This is a genomic window from Chryseobacterium sp. ISL-6, from assembly GCF_018613715.1.
Taxonomy (GTDB): Bacteria; Bacteroidota; Bacteroidia; order Flavobacteriales; family Weeksellaceae; genus Chryseobacterium; species Chryseobacterium paludis.
Genome location: NZ_JAGGPT010000007.1, coordinates 81,279 through 102,330, shown reverse-complemented (window position 1 = coordinate 102,330; position 21,052 = coordinate 81,279). Strand labels below are relative to the sequence as shown.

Here is a 21,052-nt window from a genome sequence, read left to right as displayed (position 1 = left end):
ATGAATACTTACCAATCATTATTTGACAAACAAAAAGAATTTTTTTATACCGATGTTACCAAAACCTTTGAGTGGCGAATAGATCAACTCAACAGGTTAGAAAAATTCTTAACCGAAAATCAAGAAACCTTATGTCAGGCTTTGAAAACTGATTTCAATAAGCCGCCATTCGAGCAATTGTTTGAGATAACCGTTCCTTTGGGAGTAATTAAATACTTTAAAGAAAATCTGAAAGCTCTGATGACTCCTGAACCAGTGGAGATACCAATAGGATTAGAAGAAACAGGTAACAGAGGTTTAATCTATAAAGAACCATTTGGTACAACATTAATTATAGGTCCGTTTAATGCTCCTGTTTTATTGTTATTAGACCCAGCTATTGCTGCCATTGCTGCTGGAAATCCTGTAATTTTAAAACCCGCGAATACGACCCCTACAGTTGCTAAATTATTTGCTGAGTTAATTCCCAAATATTTTGAACCAGAATCCGTATCTGTAGTAACAGGAGGGAGAGAAGAAATCACAGAACTACTTAAACTTCCTTTCGATTTTATCTTCTTTACTGGTAGCTCAGCTGTTGGAAAAGTCGTGATGCGTGCAGCTGCCGAAAATTTAACGCCTATTATCTTAGAGCTTGGGGGACAAAATCCAACGATCGTAGATGAAACGGCAAATCTAGACATTGCTGTTGACCGTGTTCTATGGGGACATATGGCTATATCTGGTCAGTGGTGTATTGCGCCAGGTTATGTATATATACACGAAAGTATTGCCGATGAATTTGTTGATAAGCTAAAAAAGGCAACAGTCAAAATGTATGGAGAAGATCCAAGTCAAAGTCCAGATTTTGCCCGAATGATAAGTGAACACGATACTGAAAGAGTTGCATCATACATCCTTCCTGAAAAAGTGGTTTTAGGAGGTCGTTTTAATGTTAAAGATAGGTATGTTGAGCCTACTATTTTATACCCGAGTACTTGGGAAGACCCCGCAATGCAGCAGGAAATTTTCGGTCCTGTATTTCCAATTCTAATATACAGTGATCTAAAAGAAACTATAGAAATCATTAAACGCAAGCCCAAATCTTTAGCTGCTTATATTTTTAGTAAAAACCAGGAGAATATTGATTATTTCCTAAATGCCGTTTCTTTTGGTGGAGGGTGTGTCAATCAGACTAACGTACACTGCTTTATAGACAGTCTCCCGTTTGGCGGCGTAGGTTATGCAGGAATGGGTAAATATTATGGAAAAGCAGGTTTCGAAGCACTAAGCAATAGAAAATCTATACTAGTAGGAAACCCTGATCTAGAACTAGATGTATTTCCTCCATATGCAGGTAAAGATATTGCTAAAAATCTAAGTATATTTGGATAAGAAAATGACACAACAAGAAGTCATTAATCGTATTAAAAAGTAACCCACAATCTTATGTATCCCAATGTTGGGCGGATTTAGGTTATGGTTAAGGAACCTTAACAAATACCTTGGTAAATAAGTTACATTTATGCAATCGATAAAAACCAGACAATAGTTATCAAATGTAATGGGCAAGCTTGCTTCTTCCTCATAAATAAATCGCTCGATATATTTTAAATGTACTGAATTTATTTTGACAAAAAGAATATCCTCAAACCACGAGGACATTTTAAAATATTAAAAAAGCCTTTCAATTATTTTGAAAGGCTTTTTAATGTAGAGAAATATATTATTTTAAAATTTCTTTATCGTAAAGTAGATTGTCGTCTTCGTCAAAGCTTATGATAAGTACTTTGTATTGTTTTGCACTGTCGTTATTATAAAATTTAATCATCGGCGGAACATAATCACTGTCAAATAAATTTGGATTCCAATAGAGTGTTTCCCGGGTGTCATTTTCAATTTTCGCTGGAGAATCATCATCTAACATTTCAATAGGGAATTCTGAAGGTTTATCATAACCTTTTAGTATAGATGAATTGTTATTTTGGGTTTCTTTTACATTATTTTTAGATTTCATATTTCCTTTCATGGTATAGATTGCAACGGCATTACCTATTAACCCTGATTCTTTAATGATTTTTACCATCGCAATATTGCTTATAGGAAGGCTTGTAATGATACTGGGATCAGTAGGTACTTCGTCCAAATATAACTTAGCCTTCTGACCACGAATGTAAGGGACATTCACACCTGAGTTATCTCTTTGAAATGTTAATCCAGCAGCTCTTCCCTGCAGCCAATCTAGTATATTGTTTGATCCTGCGGCCTGTTGGTCTTCATTTACAAAGTCAAAAATTGTAGAATTGATAGAACTAAACATTCCGGTAGAAAGTTGTTTGTCTAAGTCTTCTTTTGGATCTTTCTTTTTTCCTACTAATTTTACTTCTTCAATTTGTACATCAATATTCTCTGTTTTTTTTATGTTTTTCTGAGTGTTGATGGCTCTGGAAATTGCTGGAGAAACTTTTTTATTTTCAGCGGCTTTCACCAATTTGTATTTTGTACTTGGGAAACTGCCTTTAAATTGTGTAGGAGTTACCAGTGGTTCTATGGTAACGAATAAATTATCTGTTCCCGATTCTTTATTACTTTCTGAATTTACAAATAATGAAACATCCAGAGGCTCATTGAAGCTAAGGTTGTCTAAATAGATATATCCATTTTGATCGGTTTTGAATTGATTAATGACAGGCTCATTTTCACCTAACTTTAATACTAAATTTACATTAGTATCTTTCAGCAAAGCATTGTTTTTAAGTGGCTTTATCCTGTAAGAAAGAAATTTTTGAGAATTGGTTTTAATGGCCGGTAAAGATCCGCTAAGTAAAGAGTTCCAGTCAAATCTCTTCCAGTTTTCAGAAATAAGCAGAGCATCCAAAGCTTCGCTATTGGCAGTTTTAGAAAAATATTGTGCTGGCGTGTCTATTTTTGTAGTAAAATCTCCTGTTAACCAAAGGCTACTCAGTATATTTTCTTCGTCCTGATTGTGGCTACCGTCATCCTCACTTACCAAAACAGTATAATTTTTAAAAACAGACTCTGGTGAAAGATCAATGCTGTTGAATGATCTTGGCGTTTGTTTTAAATTCTGACCGATAATCTCTGCTTTTTCAATTTTTAAATTATTGGGCTTTATAAAACAAAGTCTTTGTGCGACCAGATTGTCTTGGCCGTCAAAAATGGCTAATTGTAAAACACCGTTGTTTCCATTGTTAATTTTTGTAGGAATAAGACTTGAAGCTTCATTGGTTAACTGAGTGATATTAGCTTTATAAGCAAGATGATTATTGATGGTTCCAACGATTTTATAATTTTGGAGCTGTTGTGTTAGATTAACTCCTTTTAAGCTGTATTTAATACCTTCCTTAGAGCTGGAAACTTCCAGATTAACACCACTGCCTGCAACTTGTGGGAGATCTATGGTCTGACTTTTCCCTGTATTATCCTGAATGATGACCTGGTATTTTTTTCCTAAAACCGGAGTAATTTTAAAAGATGCAACATTTTTATCAAAAGATGTAAAGGTCGTTATAGGCACATTTGGATTTTGTATGTCTATTATTTTTCCGGTCCAGCTTTCCGGTAAAGAAGCATCGCCTGATAATCTTACGGCAAATTTTGTTGGCATACCATTAATGAAATTTCCACCCTCCGGAAAAGCTTTAGCGGACCAATCAGAATTTTTAGAAATTTCCAACGCTTCAGTTGAATTGGGATTGTAAATAGGAATAGTTTTAACAATCTGAAAATCTTCACTAAAATTATTCATATAAGGCGTATAAGCCCTTACGAAATAAACTTGCTCAGGAAGGTCCTCTTTCAGTTTAAAATCTCCGCTGCCTTCACCATTCGTTAGAAGTATGGTTTTCCAGTCTATTAATTTTTTATCGGAATTGTACAATTCAACGAATAGAGTGGTAGACAATGCAGAACGATTATAGCCATCAAATACAAAGCTTTTAAACCATATCTTATCACCTGCTACATATTGTGATTTGTCGGTAAGTAGGTATACTTTTTCTTGTTCGTAGTTATTTTCAAGATTTGTAATTGCTTTTTCTAATTTAGTTTGTGACAATACAGGTTGTGCAATTGAAAGAAGCAATAAAAAGAATATATTTTTCATAAATATCTTAGCGCATTTTTAATCCAATGCTAAATTACTCATTTAAAGATTTCGAAAATGGATATTTGCCTTATAATTGAAAAAATTAAGAAGATTTTAATTCTTTAACACTAAATGATAATAATTGCCATATTTTCAAAATCCAGTATATCCGCAATGGTTTATGGTAAGGTTCTTATCTACTAAGCTATGTTTCTGCTGCCTTCGAAAATTCAAAATAACAACGACTTCTAATCTTTACATGAATATTTCGAGATATTAGTATGTTTTTAATCTTTATTGGCTTATAAATTGATATTAGAAACCTTATTGAATTTTTGATGACTAATGACTAGATCGATTGTAATTTTAATTATGCTTATAAGTGGTTTTTCCTTTTTAAATGCACAGGAAAAAAAAGATTCTCTTTATTATAAAATAGAAGAATTTTCAGATCAAAGAAAAGTTACCAAATTCATTCATCGTTTGATATTTCGTAGGGAAGCGGATTCAGCTTCTGTTAAATCCAGGACCGAAAAGATGCTTCAGGAGACTTACAATAAAAAATATATCAGAAAAATCCGGGTAGAGACCATCGATCCTTTTGGATATGGCTCTAAAGATAATAAAGAAAAACTCAAATGGTACGATTGGCTGACTGATCATCTTCATTCTAACACAAAAACTTCTACAGTTAATAATTATTTGCTTTTTAAGGAAGGTGAAGTATATAATGCTCAGAAACTCTACGAATCTGAACGTTTGCTGAGAACAATGCCTTTTATAAACAGAGTTAATATCAGTGTTTCTGATAGTACCTCCAGCAAAGATTCTATTGATGTTGTTGTAAAGGTTCTCGATTCCTGGAGCCTAAAACCGAGAGTCAGCTATTCAGGAAGTAAAATAGGTTTGGGAGTTACCGAAGAAAATGTATTGGGATTAGGCCATACCCTGGATTTTCTTTATAGAAATGATTCCAAGGAAAAACAAAACTATCTTTTGGGAAGCTATACAGCATATAATCTTTTTGGTTCTTATATCAATGCCCAGGTTCTGGGGGAACGTGATTTTTTTAGAAATGAGAGGATCAATTTCAATGTCAGAAGAGATTTTTTCTCACCTCTGACAAGATGGGCAGGTGGTTTTACTTTTGAATATTTTATGCGAAATGTTCTGCTTCCTATAGAAACTGATACGACTTATCCGGAAGTTCAGATCAAAGTGTTCAGTCAGGACTTATGGGGTGGTTATCAAATCCCTATTTCATCTGACCCAAGTGAAAAAGTCTCCAGCAATATTTCAGTGGTTGGGAGATTTCAAAATTATCAATACAAAGACAGTCCTGAAAGTGATCAGTATAAGTATTTTAGCTCATACAACAGTTTTCTCATGTCTATCGGATTTATTCACAGGAATTTTTCGGTTCAGAAGAATATTTTTCAATATGATCTGCCGGAGGATATTGCTTATGGTAATTCGGTAAATTTTACTGCAGGAGGTTTATCAAGAAGTAATGATGTTAAACCCTATGTGGGAATTTCAGGATCTTATGGTCAATTTACAAAGTTGGGTTATTTCAATTTGAAAGCTGAGTTTGGAAGATTTTTTAATGAAGATGACCAAAATCGTGAATCTTTCCGATTGGATGGAACTTATTTTACCCATCTTATGGATTGGAAATTTGCTAAAGTAAGACATTTCTTTTCTCCGACTCTGGCATTGGGAAATCCACAACATAATTATACTTATAAAGACAGAATTAATCTTTCTTCTGCAGATGAATTTCCTGTTTATAATTCAGATTATATAGGAACTAAAAAATTGGTTTTAAGATATCAACTTCAACTGTTTATTAATAAAACGTGGAAGAACTTTCATTTCAGTCCGTATTTAACTGCAGCAGTCGGTTGGTTAGGGATGCCTGATGATAAACTCCTGAAAACAAATGCAAACACAAAAATAGGAATTGGTGTCTTAATTAATAATCCATTTCTCGTTTTCAATAGGATCCAGATTTCTTTTACCTATTATCCCCGTGTTCCTTTCGATAATAATTCGGTTTTTGATTTTAATAGTAATAGAAACAACCTTCTGCCAATCAACAATTTTGGAACAGACATTCCTCATTTTGTGAATTTTGGAAATTGATAAGAATGTTTTGACTTATCTAAGATCTATATCAAAGAAGCCTGCATGAGGTTTTATTGATTGGATAGATAATCTGTAAATTGCTGATTCAGGAGTTCACATTCATGTTGCAATATTCCTGATTCAATTGTAGGTTTTTTACCCCATTTTGGAATGATTTCAGTCTCCAGGATTTTAAACTCCGAAGATTGTCCGCCAACTGAAGGAACAGAAACGCCAAAGACAATTTTTGCAATTTTATGATGTCTGATAAGATAGGAGCACATAATGCAGGGTTCATGTGTAGAGATAAGAATAGATTGATTTAATGTATCCCGATAACCTTTTTCCAATGCATCTTTTACCGCTAAAATTTCTGCATGCTGTGTAATATCTCCTGTAGATTTTCCGGACTCGATTCCTCTGCCAATAATTTTATCGTTAAAAACCAGCAAAGATCCGACTGGTGGATTTCCTTTTTCCAAAGCCTGTTTGGCGAGTTCAATACATTCAAGTATGTATTTATTATAGTTGCTCATTGCTAATACGGTATTTAATTTTCCTTTAAAAAGTATAAAATTTTAAATTGATATTAATTATAAATTACCTTTGTTAAATCCAATGGTATTCCTATAAATTTGAGGTGAAATATCTGTTTTATTTTTAAAGAGCCTGCTGAAGTAGTATTCATCCTCGTATCCAAGCTCATACGCTATTTCTTTGATCGTTTTATCCGTAAGATATAATTCTCTTTTTGCTTCAATGATAATACGTTCGATGATCAGATCAGAAAGTGTCTTGTTAAAATGATTTTTTGTGATCCGTGCCAGAGATGAAGGGGTCTGATTAAGAAGATCCGCATAATCACTGACGGAATGCTTTATCCGAAAATTCTCTTCTATTGCATTTTTGAGATTTTGGATCAAAAATTGTTGTTTTCCATTCGGATATTCTGCGTCCTGAATGGATTGCTGTTCAAGTTTTATCCTTGTAGCCATTACCAGCAAAATTTTAAGATAGGAAACAAGAACTTCATCTTTCCTGAAGGCTTCATCTTTTAGTTCATTAGCGATTCCCTGGATGAGATTTAATATGGTGCTTTTACAGTTTTCATTAAGATAAATAAAGGGCTGTTGATAGATGTTGTTGAATAGAATACCATTAGCTGCAATTTCCTGCTGGTGGCGATAAATGCAAAAGAAATCATGATGAAATTGTATAGAAATACCCATTAATGCCCTTTTTGAGCACAACATAAATGACTGGTAAGGGTAAAAGGCAAACAATGCATTCTCTTTAAACGAATAATTACAAAAGTCAACTTTGGCAATCCCTTCACCTGATGTAATTAATATAAGAGTGAAATAATTATTACGCTGAACATGATCGAAATAACTATTGTTATCAAACTCAAATAGTTTGAAAGCCAAATTTCCATTCTGTTGATTAACGAGCGTATATACAGACTGTGATAACATGATATGTGCAATTTAATTAATATTTTTCAAACTCATTATGCAGTTTACATATAATCGATATGTATGATCTAAGATTAAAAATTGCCCTCTGATTTACCAGGAGGGCAATTGTAAAGCTGATTAAAAAATTAAAATATGGTAACCGTCGTTTCTGAGATTAAGTAAACTTGGCAGACCAGGAGTTCCCGGAACTTCATTTTCATTCAATAAATCATAACCTGAAACTTCTGTACCAAATACCGCAACACACCCTTTAGAAAGGCCATGAACATAATCCTTTACTTCCTTATAAAGTCCATTTATCGGATGCTCAGGCTTTTCAAGCTGCTCAGGCCATCTTATACCCGTACCCTGAAAAATGATCTTTACATCTTCACCTGCAGTTTTAAATTCATATGCAGATGCTAATGCATTGAAGACTCTTCCCATTGCTTCTTCTGAACCAGCCTTTGGATCAGAAAGAATAATAATTGCTGTTTTTTTCATAAAAAATTTATTAACACTGCAAAGATGTAGTAATAACAGGTTTTAAGGAATGGATGATTTTTACTTTATAATGGAGATTTTTTGCATTATTTAATTTGTTATTAATTCAGCACAGATACACTAAAAAAATAAAACGAACCCTTAGGTAAAAGGTTCACTTTATTGATTTAAGAATTAAGTAAATGGATGTATTTATTTAGAACCTGGAGATACAAAGGTCTGCCATCCTCGCATGGTATCGATAAACCGCTCACTTAGGCCCCCTTGACGAAGGTATTCTGCTGGTACAGGAAGCTTTGGGCTGTCGTAGACAGGGTTGGCCTGTACCTGAAGAGGGAAATCCCGTTGGAGAATACCTGCCCTTGCTATCAATACGAAATCACAGCCTTCATCAAGTAATTCTCCGGCTCGCTGAGCACTCATTATCTTGCCGGCTGCTCCTAAACGAACGTTTTTTCGAGAAAGTTCTGTGAAAACACTGAGTATCGTTTTTCCTTGATAGGTTCCATCCCGAACAATCTGAGTCGAATCCCATAATGCAAGGTCAAGATAATCAATCAACTCACGATTAAAGATCTCTGCAGTAATTTCACGCAATTCCTCTAGACGAAGACCATATCGTTCAATCGATAATCTCCAGCCTATCTGAAAATCAGGGCCACAAGCTTTGCGAATACCTTCTATGACTTCCATGGTGAAGCGGGCCCTGTTTTCTACGCTACCTCCATATCGATCCTTGCGGTCATTCAGATTGGGAGATAAAAATTCAGAAAGAATCCATCCGAAAGCACCATGAACTGATATCCCATCAAACCCAGCAAGCTGTGCCCGCTTTGCGGCTGCAATGAAACTGTCCCGGATTCGTTCAACCTCTTCAGTGGTGATAGCTGCGACACCCGGTAATGTTTTATCTGAAGCAGGAGCCGGTATTCCTCCTAATTCTGGTTTAGCACGATGTCCGGCATGGTGGAGTTGTACTGCAGATAATGTACCTCCTTCTCGAATAGCTGTAGCCATTTGAATCAATCCAGGCAGATGCTTGTCACTGTGAATACCCAACTGACGCTCAAATGCAATGGCTCCCGCCTCCACAGTAGCGGCACTGGTTTGTATCAATCCATAACCACCTTTTGAAAGCTGTTCCATCCACAATTGGTCATATTTTGATGCGGTACCATCATGATCACTTTGCTGGCTGGTTAATGGAGCCAGCATGAAACGGTTTCTCATTGCCGGACCATGCAGCAGAGTGAGTGGTTTAAATAGATCAGAAACAGACATTTTGTTTGAATTTTTAAGGTTTTAAATATGTAAATTTTGTCTGTTGCAAAGATGATTTGTTAATCATTCGTAAGAAATGGATGATTTTTATTTTATAATGGATATTTTTTAATCTAACCATCTTTATTGAAATTTGCCAGAAATCAGTTAACGGAAAGTACTCAGCTTGATGAGCGAGTTAGGTTAGTTAAATACTTAACAATAGTGTTCGGGTCAATACGTTTGAAATATTTTTTAATAAGAAGAAACTTCTTTTAGTGATTGGCGTAACGTTTTTTGATAATGTGCAGGGGACATTCCTGTCCATCGTTTGAATGCACGTATAAATGCACTTAATTCATTATAACCTAGCATAATGGATATTTCAGTTACTTGAAAAGAATCATTTTTAAGATACATTAAAGCCAGGTTTTTACGCGCTTCATCAGCAAGCTGCTGAAAATTAATTTCTTCAATTTTTAATTTACGCTGAAGAGTTCGTGTACTGAGGTTGAAGTTACCTGCGAGATCTTCCAGGGTAATCATTTTCAGATAAGAGTTTGCACGTATATAATTGTACACACGGTCTTTAAATAATGGCTCGGTAATAACATTATTTTGCCAAATACCTGATTGGCTGAGCAGAAGTTTTTGATGTTCGTGATTGGCAGTTATAATTCTTTCATCCCAATAAGACAGATCAAATGAAATCTGGTTGATTTTTGCATTGTCCTGAGGTTTGCAACGTAGAACACGCTCATATTCGTCAGGATTCTCCAATGGTCTGGCAAAGCTGACGGAGCTGGGATAAAGTTTTTTAAATAATAATCCATTAAGTTCATGTATCACCAAAACCATTAAAAGATCGACTATTTGTATGTCGACAATGTTCTTATGCCAAGAAGGGTTGAGAGGGATAAAAGCTATAGAGAAATGATGATCATCCTTGAAAATACTAAGTTCGACTGACGTTGTGATCAAGCGGGTAAGTGGAGTAGCATTCATCAGTGCTTCACCTACAGTTTTGCTTGTTTTGATAATTTCTCCTACTATTCCAAGAGCCTGCAACTGTAAGGATTCTCCAAGATGAAGGCCAAACATATTATCCTTGGTCATGGTAACTGCATTAATCCATAGATCATCAATTTGTTTGGGGCTAAGTGGCTCTTTTGAATTGGTCAGTTCCTTTAGAGTGATGTTTGAAGAAAGGAGTAGCTGATCAGCAGAAATATCTCGCTGAACTGTGTAGCTGATTAATTTTGAGCAGAAATTTTTAGATTGGTCTTCCATGGTAGATCACTATAGTATGCTAAAATATTAATATTCTGGCAGGTGAGCGTAAAGTTTGGCGGGAAATGATCATTAAATGTCGTTTTGGGGTATGTCAGATTTCAGGTAAAGCGGCGAACTTTGACCCAGACAAAAAATAAAAAATTGTATGGAAAATCAACAAAAACAATTAGTGACAGAATTTTTGACAGCCGTTAAACTACTTGATCTTGAAAAAATTGGTTCTTTATTAGACCCTGAAGTAAAATGGTCCCAGCCTGGAAATAATGATGTTTCAGGATTGAAGAATTCTCAGCAGGAAGTCTTTGAAATGGTAGGAAAGATGTTTGCCATTACAGGTAATACACTAAAATTAAATGCTTTTAATTCCATTAGCATAAATGATAACCGGGTTGCATGCCAGCTACATTGGACAGCAGAAAAAGTTTCCGGAGAAAAACTTGATGTCTACAATACGGATATTTATACGGTTGAGCATGATAAAATCTCAAGAGTAGATATTTTTTCCGCAGATATGACACAGGAGGATAACTTCTGGAAGGGCTAAAATAAAACTTAAAACCTGCCAGATCAAGTGAATTGAATCTGGCAGGCAAATAATAATTTAAAAGTAAATAAATGGAATTAATTGAAAGCCAGGCCCCAATCGATGTCGTTTCAAGATATTATTTAGCATTGGGAGCACGTAATATTGAAATGATAATGAAACTGTTCCCTGAAAAGCTGGACTGGTATGTTCCAGGTAACGAAACAATTGCACCTTGGTTGGGACACAGAAAAACCAGTAGTCAGGTAAGAGCGTTTTTTGAGCTTTTATGGCAAAATACAAAACCCGTTTCTGCAAAAATTGATCATATAGTAACCGATGGAAATGTAGTACTTAGTTCAGGAAGTTTTGAAACAATTATGATTAAAACTGGTCAAAATTTCAGATCACTATTTTTCACTGAAATAATGATTATTGATGGGCTGATTGTAAAATATACCTTGCTGGAAGACACTTTTGGATTAGTAAAAGCTTTAGATCAATAAAATTATGCTCTCTTATTGTGGATGAAATAGTTTAATCCATTAAAAATTTATTTAAGTATATTTATCTTAAACTAAATACAATTATGATTAAATGTAGCTTTAAGCTACGAAATGGAATAAATTTAACGAAGTATGCTGTTTAAGGAAGTACATCTGCAAGGTATCAAATCTGGAAAAATTACATTGGCTTTTCGCAACTGGCAAAAGGCTTCTGTAAAGACTGGAAGCCTTTTACATACTTCTATCGGCTTAGTTAAAATCCATAACATTGAAACCGTGAATGAAAATGATATAACCGATGAAGATGCTTTAAATGCAGGTTTTATTGATAAAAAGGATTTGCAAAAATCGTTTAAGAACAACAGCACAGGAATACTTTTTAAAATAAAAGTAAGTTATCATTCCACAGATCCACGTATTAAGTTAAGAGAACAATCGGAACTGTCACAACAGCAATTTACAGATCTGACAAAAAAGCTGGAGCGCATGGATCAATTCAGTAAACATGGATCCTGGACAAAATCTGTTTTATGTACTATAAAAGAAAATCCTAAGCTTCACGCAATTGGAATTGCAAATTTGACGGGATTTGAAAAAGAGTGGCTTAAACTTAATATCCGAAAACTAAAGAACCTGGGTCTAACGATAAGTCATCTGGTAGGTTATGAACTTTCACCATTAGGAAATGAATATCTTAAAAAGATTGAGTGCTATGGAAAATAGATCAAAATATTGCATGGGTATTTTAAGCATAATGATGTTTATTTCAGTACCTGTAAAAAGCCAAAAAATTATCTTCAAAGATCATTCTGAATTATTTATGCCTTCTTTGGTATCAACACCTAATGCTGACGTAAAGATGTCCTTTAGCCCCGATAATAAAAAAATGCTTTGGGGAGGAATTGGCTGGATTAAAGGAAAAGAGGATATGGATATTTGGCAGTCAAGTTATGTAGACGGACACTGGACAACTCCCAAACCAGCAACATTCAACAGTGATTTTAATGATTTTGATCCTTTCTTCTCGCCAGATGGAAAGGGAGTATATTTTTTTTCCAATCGCCCAGAGGGTTTTGGTGGCGATGATATTTATTTTGCAAGTTACAATGCAACTACAGATGCTTTTGATCCACCAGTAAATATGGGGGATAAAATTAATACCTCCGGCAATGAATGGGCTCCTGTAACAGATGCTAAAGCTAAGAATCTCTTTTTTTCTTCTAATGGACACAGCGGTTTTGGTGGTCAGGATCTTTTCACGGTTGAATTGCCATTAAGAAATTCTTCAAAAGTGGTCAATCTGGGATCTGAAGTTAATGGCCCGGAAGATGATTTTGATGCCGTTCTATTGCCAGACAATCATACTTTGATTTTTACTTCACTTGTTGGCAAAAATAAAAAAGCAGCTCTTTTTGTGTCCTATAAAAATAAGAACAGCTTTGGTGTCCCAACACCATTACCTTCTCAAATCAATGCTGAAGAATTCTGGACCTTTGGACCTTCGGTTAATTTTAATGAGGCTGGGTACCTGTATTTCAGTTCTCATCTTCCAGAAAGCCCCGGACGAACTGATATTTACCGGATAGGTTACAAATTTGATCAAAAAAAGTAAAACTAATTGAGATTATAATTAGAAATTACCAAACCCAGAATAAAATGAACATAATCCTGCTCGCTGTCTTTTCTATTGATCAGTTTGTTTTTATATTCGTATGAATTCAGTTTTTGAGTTAATTTCAGATAGGCTTCGAAATCGCTACCTGTGATTTTTACCCTTGTATTACCATCTCTTTTTTCAATCAGATTATCATCTAAAGTTCTGACCTTAAATATAACTTCGCATAATTTTGGATGAGAACTCATTGATCCAGCATACCTCTCAATTATATTAATCTTGAATGAATCAAATATAATTGTATTAAAAACAATGTTAGAGTTAGGCTCCTGCGTATTAAGCGCAAGTTTGTAGTTCATGAATTTAAATTTTGGCAAATATATAGTTAATTGTACTAAATAGCAGTCATTTTTTGATAGATTATTTTCATAATTATAACGCCCCATTCAGTTATTAGATACAGAATACTAAAGAATTGTGCTTTTATTCACCGTTTAAAGAAATATATATGCCCTAATTAATAGAACAGATGGCGTTTACATAAAATTCTGACAAGAGTCGGATTTTTTTTATTCTTAAGTATGATTATAAAAGTGAGCATCATACTATCAGCTTATCAATTAGCTATATGTAAAAAGTTAGGGAACTTTTCCGCTCTTTTATTTTTTTCCTCATAGGCATTTGCGTAAATTTATTCTTTGTTTAACAGGAATAACAGAATTCATATTAATATAAATAAAATGGAGAGATATAATTACGGGATGGTTGGTCTCGGAGTAATGGGGAGAAATCTTCTTTATAATATTGCTGATAATGGGTTTTCAATCGCAGGATTTGACCTTGATAAAGAGAAGGTAAAAAAACTTGAAGAAGGTGCAACTTCAGAAATGAAAGTAAAAGGTACAGGAACACTAGAAGATTTTGTATCTGCGTTAGAAACCCCAAGAAAAATCATTCTTATGGTTCCTGCAGGGAAACCAGTTGATGCAGTCCTGGAAAGCATTACACCACTTTTAAACAGTGGGGATATCGTTATTGATGCTGGTAATTCTTATTTCGAAGATACCAACAGGCGTATTGCTGATTTAGCATCAAAAAATCTGCACTTTATGGGAATGGGAGTTTCAGGAGGTGAAAAAGGTGCAAGAACAGGACCTAGTATTATGCCGGGTGGAGATGTGGAAGCTTTCCATCTTCTTAAGCCAATGCTTGAAGCCATTTCTGCAAAAGTTGATCAGGAAGCTTGTACAGCTTATATGGGAAAAGGTTCTGCCGGAAACTATGTGAAAATGGTACACAATGGAATTGAATATGCCATTATGCAGCTTATCAGTGAGGCTTATGATTTACTGAAGAGAGGAGCTAAATTAAATAATGAGCAGTTATACGAAGTTTTTAGAGACTGGAACAATGGTGATATGAACTCATTTCTGATCGAGATCACGCGAGATATTTTTCAACAGAAGGATTCATTAACGGATAATTATCTTGTAGATCAGATTTTAGATAAAGCGGGAGCAAAAGGAACTGGAAAATGGACTTCAGAACAAGCTATGGAAATTGGTGTTTCTATCCCAACAATAGATATTGCTGTTACATCGAGAATTTTATCAGCATATAAAGATGAAAGAATTCAGGCTTCTGGGTTATATTCAGAAAAAGAAATTACAAGTCCGGAGGATATCAATATATTTATCAAGGAAGTGGGAGATGCCCTTTATTTGGCTACTTTAATCAGCTATGCACAAGGTTTATCTTTATTGGTAAAAGCGTCTGATGAATATCATTTTGAGATTCCATTAAAGGACGTTGTGAAAATTTGGAGAGGAGGCTGTATTATTCGTTCAGTTCTGTTAGAAAAGTTTTATTCGGCATATATCAGGAATCCTAATCTTTCCAATATTTTATTGGATAAAGAGATCTCAATCATTGTTAAAGAAAAAGTTAATTCATTGCGAAAAACAGCTGCGTTTGCTGCCTTAAATGGAATTTCAAGTTTAGGAATTCAGACTGCTTTAGGTTATTTTGATGCCTATACCACGGAATCGTTGCCAGTAAATCTAATCCAGGCTCAACGTGATTATTTTGGAGCACATACCTATCAGCGGATTGATAGAGAAGGTGTTTTTCATACTTCTTGGGAAAGTACAAATAACTAAAATTCGGAAAAATGAACGAAAATAAAATCCTAAAACCAACGACGATAATCATTTTTGGTGCTACTGGAGATTTGGCAAAAAGAAAACTTTTCCCGGCATTTTATAATTTATATATAGATGGCAGGATGCCCAAAGGCTTTAATATCCTGGCACTGGGAAGGGCGGATAATACCAACGAATATTTTAAAAATTACATTAAAGAAAATCTTGAAAATTTTTCACGGAAAAAAATAACTTCAGAAGATTGGGCAGGTTTCCAAGCTCATATTACCTATTTTCAACATCAGTTGGATGAGGAGAGTTCCTATAAGAACCTGTATCAGAAATTAGAGGATTTTGATATGGTCTATGGAACAAGAGGGAACAGGTTGTTTTATTTATCGATCGGACCTGATTTTGTTTCCACTATTTCCAATCACATTAAAAATGCCTCATTAGCTTCTGATTCTAAAAAAGATCGTATCATTATTGAGAAACCTTTTGGTCATGATAAACAATCGGCGATGGAACTCAATAGTCTTTTGGCACAAACATTTGAAGAAGAACAAATTTACCGTATTGATCATTATTTGGGAAAAGAGACGGTACAAAATATATTGGCTTTTAGATTTGGAAATTCTATTTTTGAACCATTATGGGATCATAAATATATAGAATCGGTACAGATTACAGTTGCCGAAGAAGTGGGCGTTGAAACTAGGGGAGCTTTCTACGAGCAGACCGGAGCATTACGGGATATGGTTCAAAATCATTTATTACAGATTCTGTGTATGGTTGCTATGGAGCCTCCTGCTTCAGTAGAATCGGGCGAGATCCGAGATCGCAAAGTGGATGTCCTTAGGTCGATTCGCAGGATTTCATCTGATCAGGTTGATCATTATGCAGTAAGAGGTCAATATGGAAAAGGGGTTATAAACGGAGTTGAGGCTAAAGGTTATCATCAGGAAGATGGGATTGCCGGGGATTCTAATACAGAGACTTTTGTAGCTGTAAAATTCTATCTGGATAATGAAAGATGGCAGGATGTTCCTTTCTATGTTCGTACCGGAAAAAAAATGAAAGAGAAGCATTCTTATATTACCATTCAGTTTAAGCCACTCCCACATTCCACATTTTCAGAGAGTTCTCAACACTTATCAGCTAACAGACTTATTATCAATATTCAGCCACTGATGGATATTAGACTGCAGTTTATGGCAAAAAAACCGGGACTTTCATTGGTTTTAAAGCCGGTTGAAATGATTTTTGATAATTTGGCCTGTCAGGAAGATACTCCTGAAGCCTATGAAACATTATTGCTGGATGCACTTATAGGTGATCTTACTTTATTTATGCGTTCTGATCAGGTAGAAGAAGCCTGGGATGTTGTAAAAACCATACAGGAAGCCTGGGAAAATAATAAAGAGTCATCTTTTCCAAACTATGAAGCAGGAAGTTGGGGACCAAAAGAAAGTATTGCATTGGTTGAAAGACAAGGTCATAGCTGGGTGTAACAATATAAATTAAATAGACTAAAAATGAATATTACCATATTTGAAGATCTGGAAAAATTATATAGAAAGGCAGCTGATACATTTGTTGATCTTTCAAAAAAATCTATTCAGAAAAACAATCGTTTTGTTGTAGCATTAAGTGGAGGTTCTTCTCCTAAAGCAATTTTTAATTTGTTGACAACGCAAGAATATGCAGAAAAAATTGAATGGAATAAGGTGTACTTCTTTTGGGTAGATGAGCGATGGGTTCCTCTGGATGATGATAAAAGCAATGCACGGATGACTTTCGAAACCCTTCTTGATAAAGTTCCGGTGAATAGAGATCAGATTTTTCCAATGTATCAGGACGGAATACTTCCTGAGGATTATGCTAAAGTATATGAGCAACAGATCAGAAGTGTTCTTGGAGATAAAGGTATTTTTGATTTTATCCTTCTAGGAATGGGAGATGATGGGCATACTGCCTCTTTATTTCCAGGTGAAAGTGTTTTGGATGAAAATGAAAAATGGGTCTCTGCGTATTATCTGAAACCTCAGGAAATGTTCAGGATCACTTTAACTGCACCATTGATCAATAAAGCTGAAAATATACTGGTCGTTGCATTTGGTGAGTCAAAAAAACAGGCATTGAATGAGGTGTTAAATGGAGAATACAATCCTAAATTGTATCCACTACAGCTTATTGAGAAAAAGGAAGGATTTCTGTTTTTTACAGATGAAAAAGCAAAAGGCTGAAAAATATTAGTTTAAAGAAATATGATTAGTTGTTGGATTTAAAAACCAATAATCATTTTCAAGAAAAAACAGCACTATTAGATTTCTAATAGTGCTGTTTTTTAGCCTGAAATTAATGTGATAAAAATTATAGTAGGGAGAAAATAGTATTGAAAGTAATTTTATTATATGTGTAAGTTGATATTAAATGCGTAAATGGTATTTAATTCAATAAATTGTGATAAAATATAATGCTTTATAAGAAAAAAAATCACACTATGTGGAAAAATGGTTAAATTTGCTTTCAACCATTAAACTAATAACATTTTATTTATGAATGCTTTAATTATTATCGACGTACAGTATGATTTTTTACCGGGAGGCGCACTAGCTGTTAACCATGGTGATGAAATTGTACAAACAATTAACGAGTTACAGTCAAAATATGATCTCGTAGTAGCCACGCAAGATTGGCACCCAATAGGGCATAAAAGTTTTTTTACCTCCCATCCGGATAAAAAACCTTTTGAAGAAATATCATTAAACGGATTAAATCAGGTGCTTTGGCCAGAGCACTGTATCCAAGGAACAAAAGGAGCTGAATTGGTTCCAGAACTTTCAACGAATGCTATTGAAGCTATTTTTAGAAAGGGGATGGATAAAGAAATTGATAGCTACAGTGGCTTTTTTGATAATGGTAGGAAAAAATCTACAGGCATGGCCGATTATCTTAAAGGTAGAGGAGTTACAGAGGTGGCAGTTTGTGGTGTGGCAGCTGATTTTTGTGTGTATTATACAGCTAATGATGCCTTAGATTTAGGCTTTAAATCAAGCATTATAGAGAACGCCTCTAAGCCGATAGATTTAGAAAGATACGAGCGTGTTAAGAAAGATTTTCAATCGAAAGGAGGAACTGTGATTTAATTGTTTGATGTTTTATTTACATATATTTTCTCCTTAGACTAAAATAAATTAAAAATTTTTGCAGCGGTTTAGAATCTATTTTTGATAATTCTTCATACTCTGCTAAAAATAAAGCCTTCAAATATTAATTTGAAGGTTTTTTGCTTTATAGATATCCACCAATTTAATAAGCAGATTGTTTTCTTTTTATCTTAATGCAACTTAATCGCTTTATTTGGGTTTTTCTCTTTACTTTTGCAATTCCCAAAAAGTAAAATACTAATTAAAACAGGCAAATATTCTATGCGTAAATCTGATCTGAAAATGTTTTAATACTTCTAAAATAGCACAAATAAATCCAAATGATTTCATTAAAAAAAATCGTACTTCTACTACAATTTTTTAAATTTATATACTAAAAGAGGATGAAAAGGTAAAATATTTCTATATTTCATGAAATAACACCAATGAAAAGAAGTATTTCCAACTCAGAAAGAATTTCAGAGAATAACATCGCAGGTATAAACCGTGTGATCAAGTTGGATATCGTTATAGATGGCCATATAATCAAGCATTTTAAACATTTCAGACTAGAACAGAGTGCCAAAAAACACCATGATTTTGAGTTAATTTTAGCGCATGATTCTTTAGGTAAAGCACAAAATCATAACCTTTTGGATAGTCAAAAGTTCTTAGGACAGCGTTTGACCGTAACATTTAGGTATAAGGATGCCGAAAATGAGAGCCCAGAAAGAAGTTTTGTGGGGCTTATTACAAAAGTAGCCTTCAGCCAGGATAAGATGAGTCTGGGCAATGTTATTTTAAGAGGAAAAAGCCCTACTATCCTAATGGATTCTGCCCCTCATACACAAAGTTTCGGAGGGGATCAATCTGTAAACACAGGGATTATTGCCGAAAACGTTATCAAAGAAACATTAGGTTCAGCTTCAGGGAAATTTGATTTTAATGTAGACAGCCGGAATAAGAGCTATATCAATTACAGTGCTCAATACAATGAAACCCACTATAATTACCTGGCAAGGATTGCAGAGGCTTATGGAGAGCAGTTTTATTATGATGGGTATGTTCTGCGCTTTGGAAATCTTCCTCCTTCAGAGAAACCGGTAAAGCTTGTTTATGGAAGCAATGTAACTGATGTGCAAGTTGAGATGAATGCGGTACATACCAAACCCCAATTTTTTGGATATGACAGTATCGGCAACACAAAAATGTTAAGTACATCTACAAACATTCAGCACCTTGGCGAGTTAGCTTCAAATGCTTACCAGTTGAATGATAATATTTTTACAAGTCAGTCATTAACTCCGGCTCCTATTAATGCTAATATTTCATTAGATGTAGATCAATCTCAAAAAAGCGCTGCAGGAAGTGCAGCTGTTCAGGTTTTTACGGTTTCTGGAAATACCACAGTCCCATTTTTATATCCGGGATGTACTGCAGATATTGAAATGAGAAAGCCGGACACAAACCAAACCTCGCATTTTACGAAATTAATGATCACAGAAGCCATTCACGAAGTAGATGCAAGAGGATATTATACAGGATCGTTTGAAGCGATAGCCGATGGAACCGGTTTTATGCCAAAACCTCAGTTTGAAACACCCAATGCAGTGCCTCAAATTGCAACAGTCATTTCTAATACCGATCCTCTTAATCAAGGCCGCATCAAGGTACGTTTCGATTGGCAGCAAAATAATACGACCCATTTTATCCGGATGATGAGCCCCGATGCAGGAGGTACTGATCAGATTACTCAGAATAGAGGATTTGTAGCAGTTCCAGAAGTTGGAGATCAGGTTATGATAGGCTTCGAATATAATCATCCCGATTTTCCTTTCGCAATGGGTGGAATGTTTCATGGTCAGGTAGCTCTGGGTGGAGGAATTGAAAATCATATTAAATCCATTCAGACAAGAAGTGGTAATAAAGTAATCTTTAATGATACTGAAGGAAGTATCTTTATTGAAGATCCTAGTGGCAATTCCTATTTTATGGATGGCAAAGGGAATATTACAGTAAGTGCTCCCAAAAATATGACCTTTATAGCAGGAGAAAATCTCATGATTAATGTAGGGCAAAATATGAGCACTACTGTAGGTGCCGATCAAAGTAATATAGTGGGGATGAATAAAACCGAATCTGTTACAATGAATGACACACAAAGTGTTGGTGCGATGAAAATTACTTCTGTTGTTGGTGATGCAAGTATGATGATTACAGGAAAACTTACGGAAATTATAGATGGAGATGTACACAGTGAGACAAAGAAAGAGAGAAATGAAGTAAGTGAAGGTAAGATCATAACACAAAGTACGGGTACTAACGAACAGCATTCTGATAAAACGGTAAAGAATAACAGCTCAGAGAAGGGTAATAATTTTTAAATCATT

The 21,052-nt window shown here is 34.8% G+C and carries 18 protein-coding genes; 11 read left to right on the top strand and 7 right to left on the bottom strand.

What is annotated here, in order from left to right; genetic code table 11:
• Positions 1-1,374: an aldehyde dehydrogenase family protein gene (locus J7E44_RS16135; RefSeq protein WP_214831441.1), complete on the top strand. Its 1,374-nt coding sequence runs from the start codon at positions 1-3 to the stop codon at positions 1,372-1,374.
• 331 nt (positions 1,375-1,705) lie between these two features.
• Here J7E44_RS16135 and J7E44_RS16130 read toward each other — a convergent pair whose 3' ends face one another.
• Positions 1,706-4,105 (bottom strand): hypothetical protein, encoded by a 2,400-nt coding sequence (locus J7E44_RS16130; protein WP_214831440.1) that lies wholly within the window; start codon positions 4,103-4,105, stop codon positions 1,706-1,708.
• Between the two features lie 327 nt (positions 4,106-4,432).
• Between J7E44_RS16130 and J7E44_RS16125 the strand changes: the two genes are divergently transcribed.
• On the top strand, positions 4,433-6,232 hold the full coding sequence (locus J7E44_RS16125) for a POTRA domain-containing protein (RefSeq protein ID WP_214831439.1): 1,800 nt from the start codon (positions 4,433-4,435) through the stop codon (positions 6,230-6,232).
• Between the two features lie 53 nt (positions 6,233-6,285).
• On the opposite strand, the gene J7E44_RS16120 is transcribed toward J7E44_RS16125, so the two are convergent.
• From J7E44_RS16120 to J7E44_RS16100, 5 genes are all read right to left on the bottom strand, one after another.
• Positions 6,286-6,750, bottom strand: coding sequence for a nucleoside deaminase (locus J7E44_RS16120; RefSeq protein ID WP_214831438.1), 465 nt, complete (start codon positions 6,748-6,750; stop codon positions 6,286-6,288).
• Positions 6,751-6,807: 57 nt separating this feature from the next.
• Complete coding sequence (locus J7E44_RS16115; protein ID WP_214831437.1) at positions 6,808-7,689, bottom strand: helix-turn-helix domain-containing protein; 882 nt, start codon at positions 7,687-7,689, stop codon at positions 6,808-6,810.
• A gap of 120 nt (positions 7,690-7,809) precedes the next feature.
• The gene (locus J7E44_RS16110) at positions 7,810-8,175 is read right to left on the bottom strand and encodes a DsrE family protein (protein ID WP_214831436.1); all 366 of its coding nucleotides are present in this window, start codon (positions 8,173-8,175) and stop codon (positions 7,810-7,812) included.
• 192 nt (positions 8,176-8,367) lie between these two features.
• Positions 8,368-9,456, bottom strand: a complete 1,089-nt coding sequence (locus tag J7E44_RS16105) for an NADH:flavin oxidoreductase (protein WP_214831435.1) — start codon at positions 9,454-9,456, stop codon at positions 8,368-8,370.
• A gap of 234 nt (positions 9,457-9,690) precedes the next feature.
• On the bottom strand, positions 9,691-10,725 hold the full coding sequence (locus J7E44_RS16100; protein ID WP_214831434.1) for an AraC family transcriptional regulator: 1,035 nt from the start codon (positions 10,723-10,725) through the stop codon (positions 9,691-9,693).
• Positions 10,726-10,873: 148 nt separating this feature from the next.
• On the opposite strand from J7E44_RS16100, the gene J7E44_RS16095 reads away from it, so the two are divergent.
• From J7E44_RS16095 to J7E44_RS16080, 4 genes are all read left to right on the top strand, one after another.
• Positions 10,874-11,272 (top strand): nuclear transport factor 2 family protein, encoded by a 399-nt coding sequence (locus J7E44_RS16095; protein WP_214831433.1) that lies wholly within the window; start codon positions 10,874-10,876, stop codon positions 11,270-11,272.
• Between the two features lie 71 nt (positions 11,273-11,343).
• The gene (locus J7E44_RS16090; protein WP_214831432.1) at positions 11,344-11,757 is read left to right on the top strand and encodes a nuclear transport factor 2 family protein; all 414 of its coding nucleotides are present in this window, start codon (positions 11,344-11,346) and stop codon (positions 11,755-11,757) included.
• 132 nt (positions 11,758-11,889) lie between these two features.
• Positions 11,890-12,480, top strand: coding sequence for an ASCH domain-containing protein (locus J7E44_RS16085; protein ID WP_214831431.1), 591 nt, complete (start codon positions 11,890-11,892; stop codon positions 12,478-12,480).
• Positions 12,470-13,369 (top strand): TolB family protein, encoded by a 900-nt coding sequence (locus tag J7E44_RS16080; RefSeq protein WP_214831430.1) that lies wholly within the window; start codon positions 12,470-12,472, stop codon positions 13,367-13,369. The genes J7E44_RS16085 and J7E44_RS16080 overlap by 11 nt, the downstream gene beginning before the upstream one ends.
• A 2-nt stretch (positions 13,370-13,371) precedes the next feature.
• Here J7E44_RS16080 and J7E44_RS16075 read toward each other — a convergent pair whose 3' ends face one another.
• Positions 13,372-13,731 (bottom strand): prevent-host-death protein, encoded by a 360-nt coding sequence (locus J7E44_RS16075; protein ID WP_214831429.1) that lies wholly within the window; start codon positions 13,729-13,731, stop codon positions 13,372-13,374.
• A gap of 381 nt (positions 13,732-14,112) precedes the next feature.
• On the opposite strand from J7E44_RS16075, the gene gnd reads away from it, so the two are divergent.
• The 5 genes from gnd (at position 14,113) to J7E44_RS16050 (ending at position 21,046) form a co-directional block, all read left to right on the top strand.
• Entirely contained in the window at positions 14,113-15,531 is a 1,419-nt protein-coding gene (gene gnd, locus J7E44_RS16070; RefSeq protein ID WP_214831428.1) for an NADP-dependent phosphogluconate dehydrogenase, read from the top strand.
• Between the two features lie 11 nt (positions 15,532-15,542).
• On the top strand, positions 15,543-17,024 hold the full coding sequence (gene zwf, locus J7E44_RS16065; protein WP_214831427.1) for a glucose-6-phosphate dehydrogenase: 1,482 nt from the start codon (positions 15,543-15,545) through the stop codon (positions 17,022-17,024).
• Positions 17,025-17,048: 24 nt separating this feature from the next.
• Positions 17,049-17,759 carry a 6-phosphogluconolactonase gene (pgl, locus tag J7E44_RS16060; RefSeq protein WP_214831426.1) on the top strand — a complete coding sequence of 237 codons (711 nt, stop codon included), beginning with the start codon at positions 17,049-17,051 and terminating at the stop codon, positions 17,757-17,759.
• A 312-nt stretch (positions 17,760-18,071) separates the two neighbouring features.
• Positions 18,072-18,662, top strand: a complete 591-nt coding sequence (gene pncA / locus J7E44_RS16055) for a bifunctional nicotinamidase/pyrazinamidase (RefSeq protein WP_214831425.1) — start codon at positions 18,072-18,074, stop codon at positions 18,660-18,662.
• 446 nt (positions 18,663-19,108) lie between these two features.
• Positions 19,109-21,046, top strand: coding sequence for a type VI secretion system Vgr family protein (locus J7E44_RS16050; protein ID WP_214831424.1), 1,938 nt, complete (start codon positions 19,109-19,111; stop codon positions 21,044-21,046).
• The last annotated feature ends 6 nt before the right edge of the window (positions 21,047-21,052 follow it).

What these genes read in the sequence shown, in the direction of transcription:
- J7E44_RS16135 (WP_214831441.1), top strand. Translation starts at nt 1, where the DNA reads ATGAATACTTACCAATCATTATTTGACAAACAAAAAGAATTTTTTTAT.
- J7E44_RS16130 (WP_214831440.1), bottom strand. Translation starts at nt 4,105, where the DNA reads ATGAAAAATATATTCTTTTTATTGCTTCTTTCAATTGCACAACCTGTA.
- J7E44_RS16125 (WP_214831439.1), top strand. Translation starts at nt 4,433, where the DNA reads ATGACTAGATCGATTGTAATTTTAATTATGCTTATAAGTGGTTTTTCC.
- J7E44_RS16120 (WP_214831438.1), bottom strand. Translation starts at nt 6,750, where the DNA reads ATGAGCAACTATAATAAATACATACTTGAATGTATTGAACTCGCCAAA.
- J7E44_RS16115 (WP_214831437.1), bottom strand. Translation starts at nt 7,689, where the DNA reads ATGTTATCACAGTCTGTATATACGCTCGTTAATCAACAGAATGGAAAT.
- J7E44_RS16110 (WP_214831436.1), bottom strand. Translation starts at nt 8,175, where the DNA reads ATGAAAAAAACAGCAATTATTATTCTTTCTGATCCAAAGGCTGGTTCA.
- J7E44_RS16105 (WP_214831435.1), bottom strand. Translation starts at nt 9,456, where the DNA reads ATGTCTGTTTCTGATCTATTTAAACCACTCACTCTGCTGCATGGTCCG.
- J7E44_RS16100 (WP_214831434.1), bottom strand. Translation starts at nt 10,725, where the DNA reads ATGGAAGACCAATCTAAAAATTTCTGCTCAAAATTAATCAGCTACACA.
- J7E44_RS16095 (WP_214831433.1), top strand. Translation starts at nt 10,874, where the DNA reads ATGGAAAATCAACAAAAACAATTAGTGACAGAATTTTTGACAGCCGTT.
- J7E44_RS16090 (WP_214831432.1), top strand. Translation starts at nt 11,344, where the DNA reads ATGGAATTAATTGAAAGCCAGGCCCCAATCGATGTCGTTTCAAGATAT.
- J7E44_RS16085 (WP_214831431.1), top strand. Translation starts at nt 11,890, where the DNA reads ATGCTGTTTAAGGAAGTACATCTGCAAGGTATCAAATCTGGAAAAATT.
- J7E44_RS16080 (WP_214831430.1), top strand. Translation starts at nt 12,470, where the DNA reads ATGGAAAATAGATCAAAATATTGCATGGGTATTTTAAGCATAATGATG.
- J7E44_RS16075 (WP_214831429.1), bottom strand. Translation starts at nt 13,731, where the DNA reads ATGAACTACAAACTTGCGCTTAATACGCAGGAGCCTAACTCTAACATT.
- gnd (WP_214831428.1), top strand. Translation starts at nt 14,113, where the DNA reads ATGGAGAGATATAATTACGGGATGGTTGGTCTCGGAGTAATGGGGAGA.
- zwf (WP_214831427.1), top strand. Translation starts at nt 15,543, where the DNA reads ATGAACGAAAATAAAATCCTAAAACCAACGACGATAATCATTTTTGGT.
- pgl (WP_214831426.1), top strand. Translation starts at nt 17,049, where the DNA reads ATGAATATTACCATATTTGAAGATCTGGAAAAATTATATAGAAAGGCA.
- pncA (WP_214831425.1), top strand. Translation starts at nt 18,072, where the DNA reads ATGAATGCTTTAATTATTATCGACGTACAGTATGATTTTTTACCGGGA.
- J7E44_RS16050 (WP_214831424.1), top strand. Translation starts at nt 19,109, where the DNA reads ATGAAAAGAAGTATTTCCAACTCAGAAAGAATTTCAGAGAATAACATC.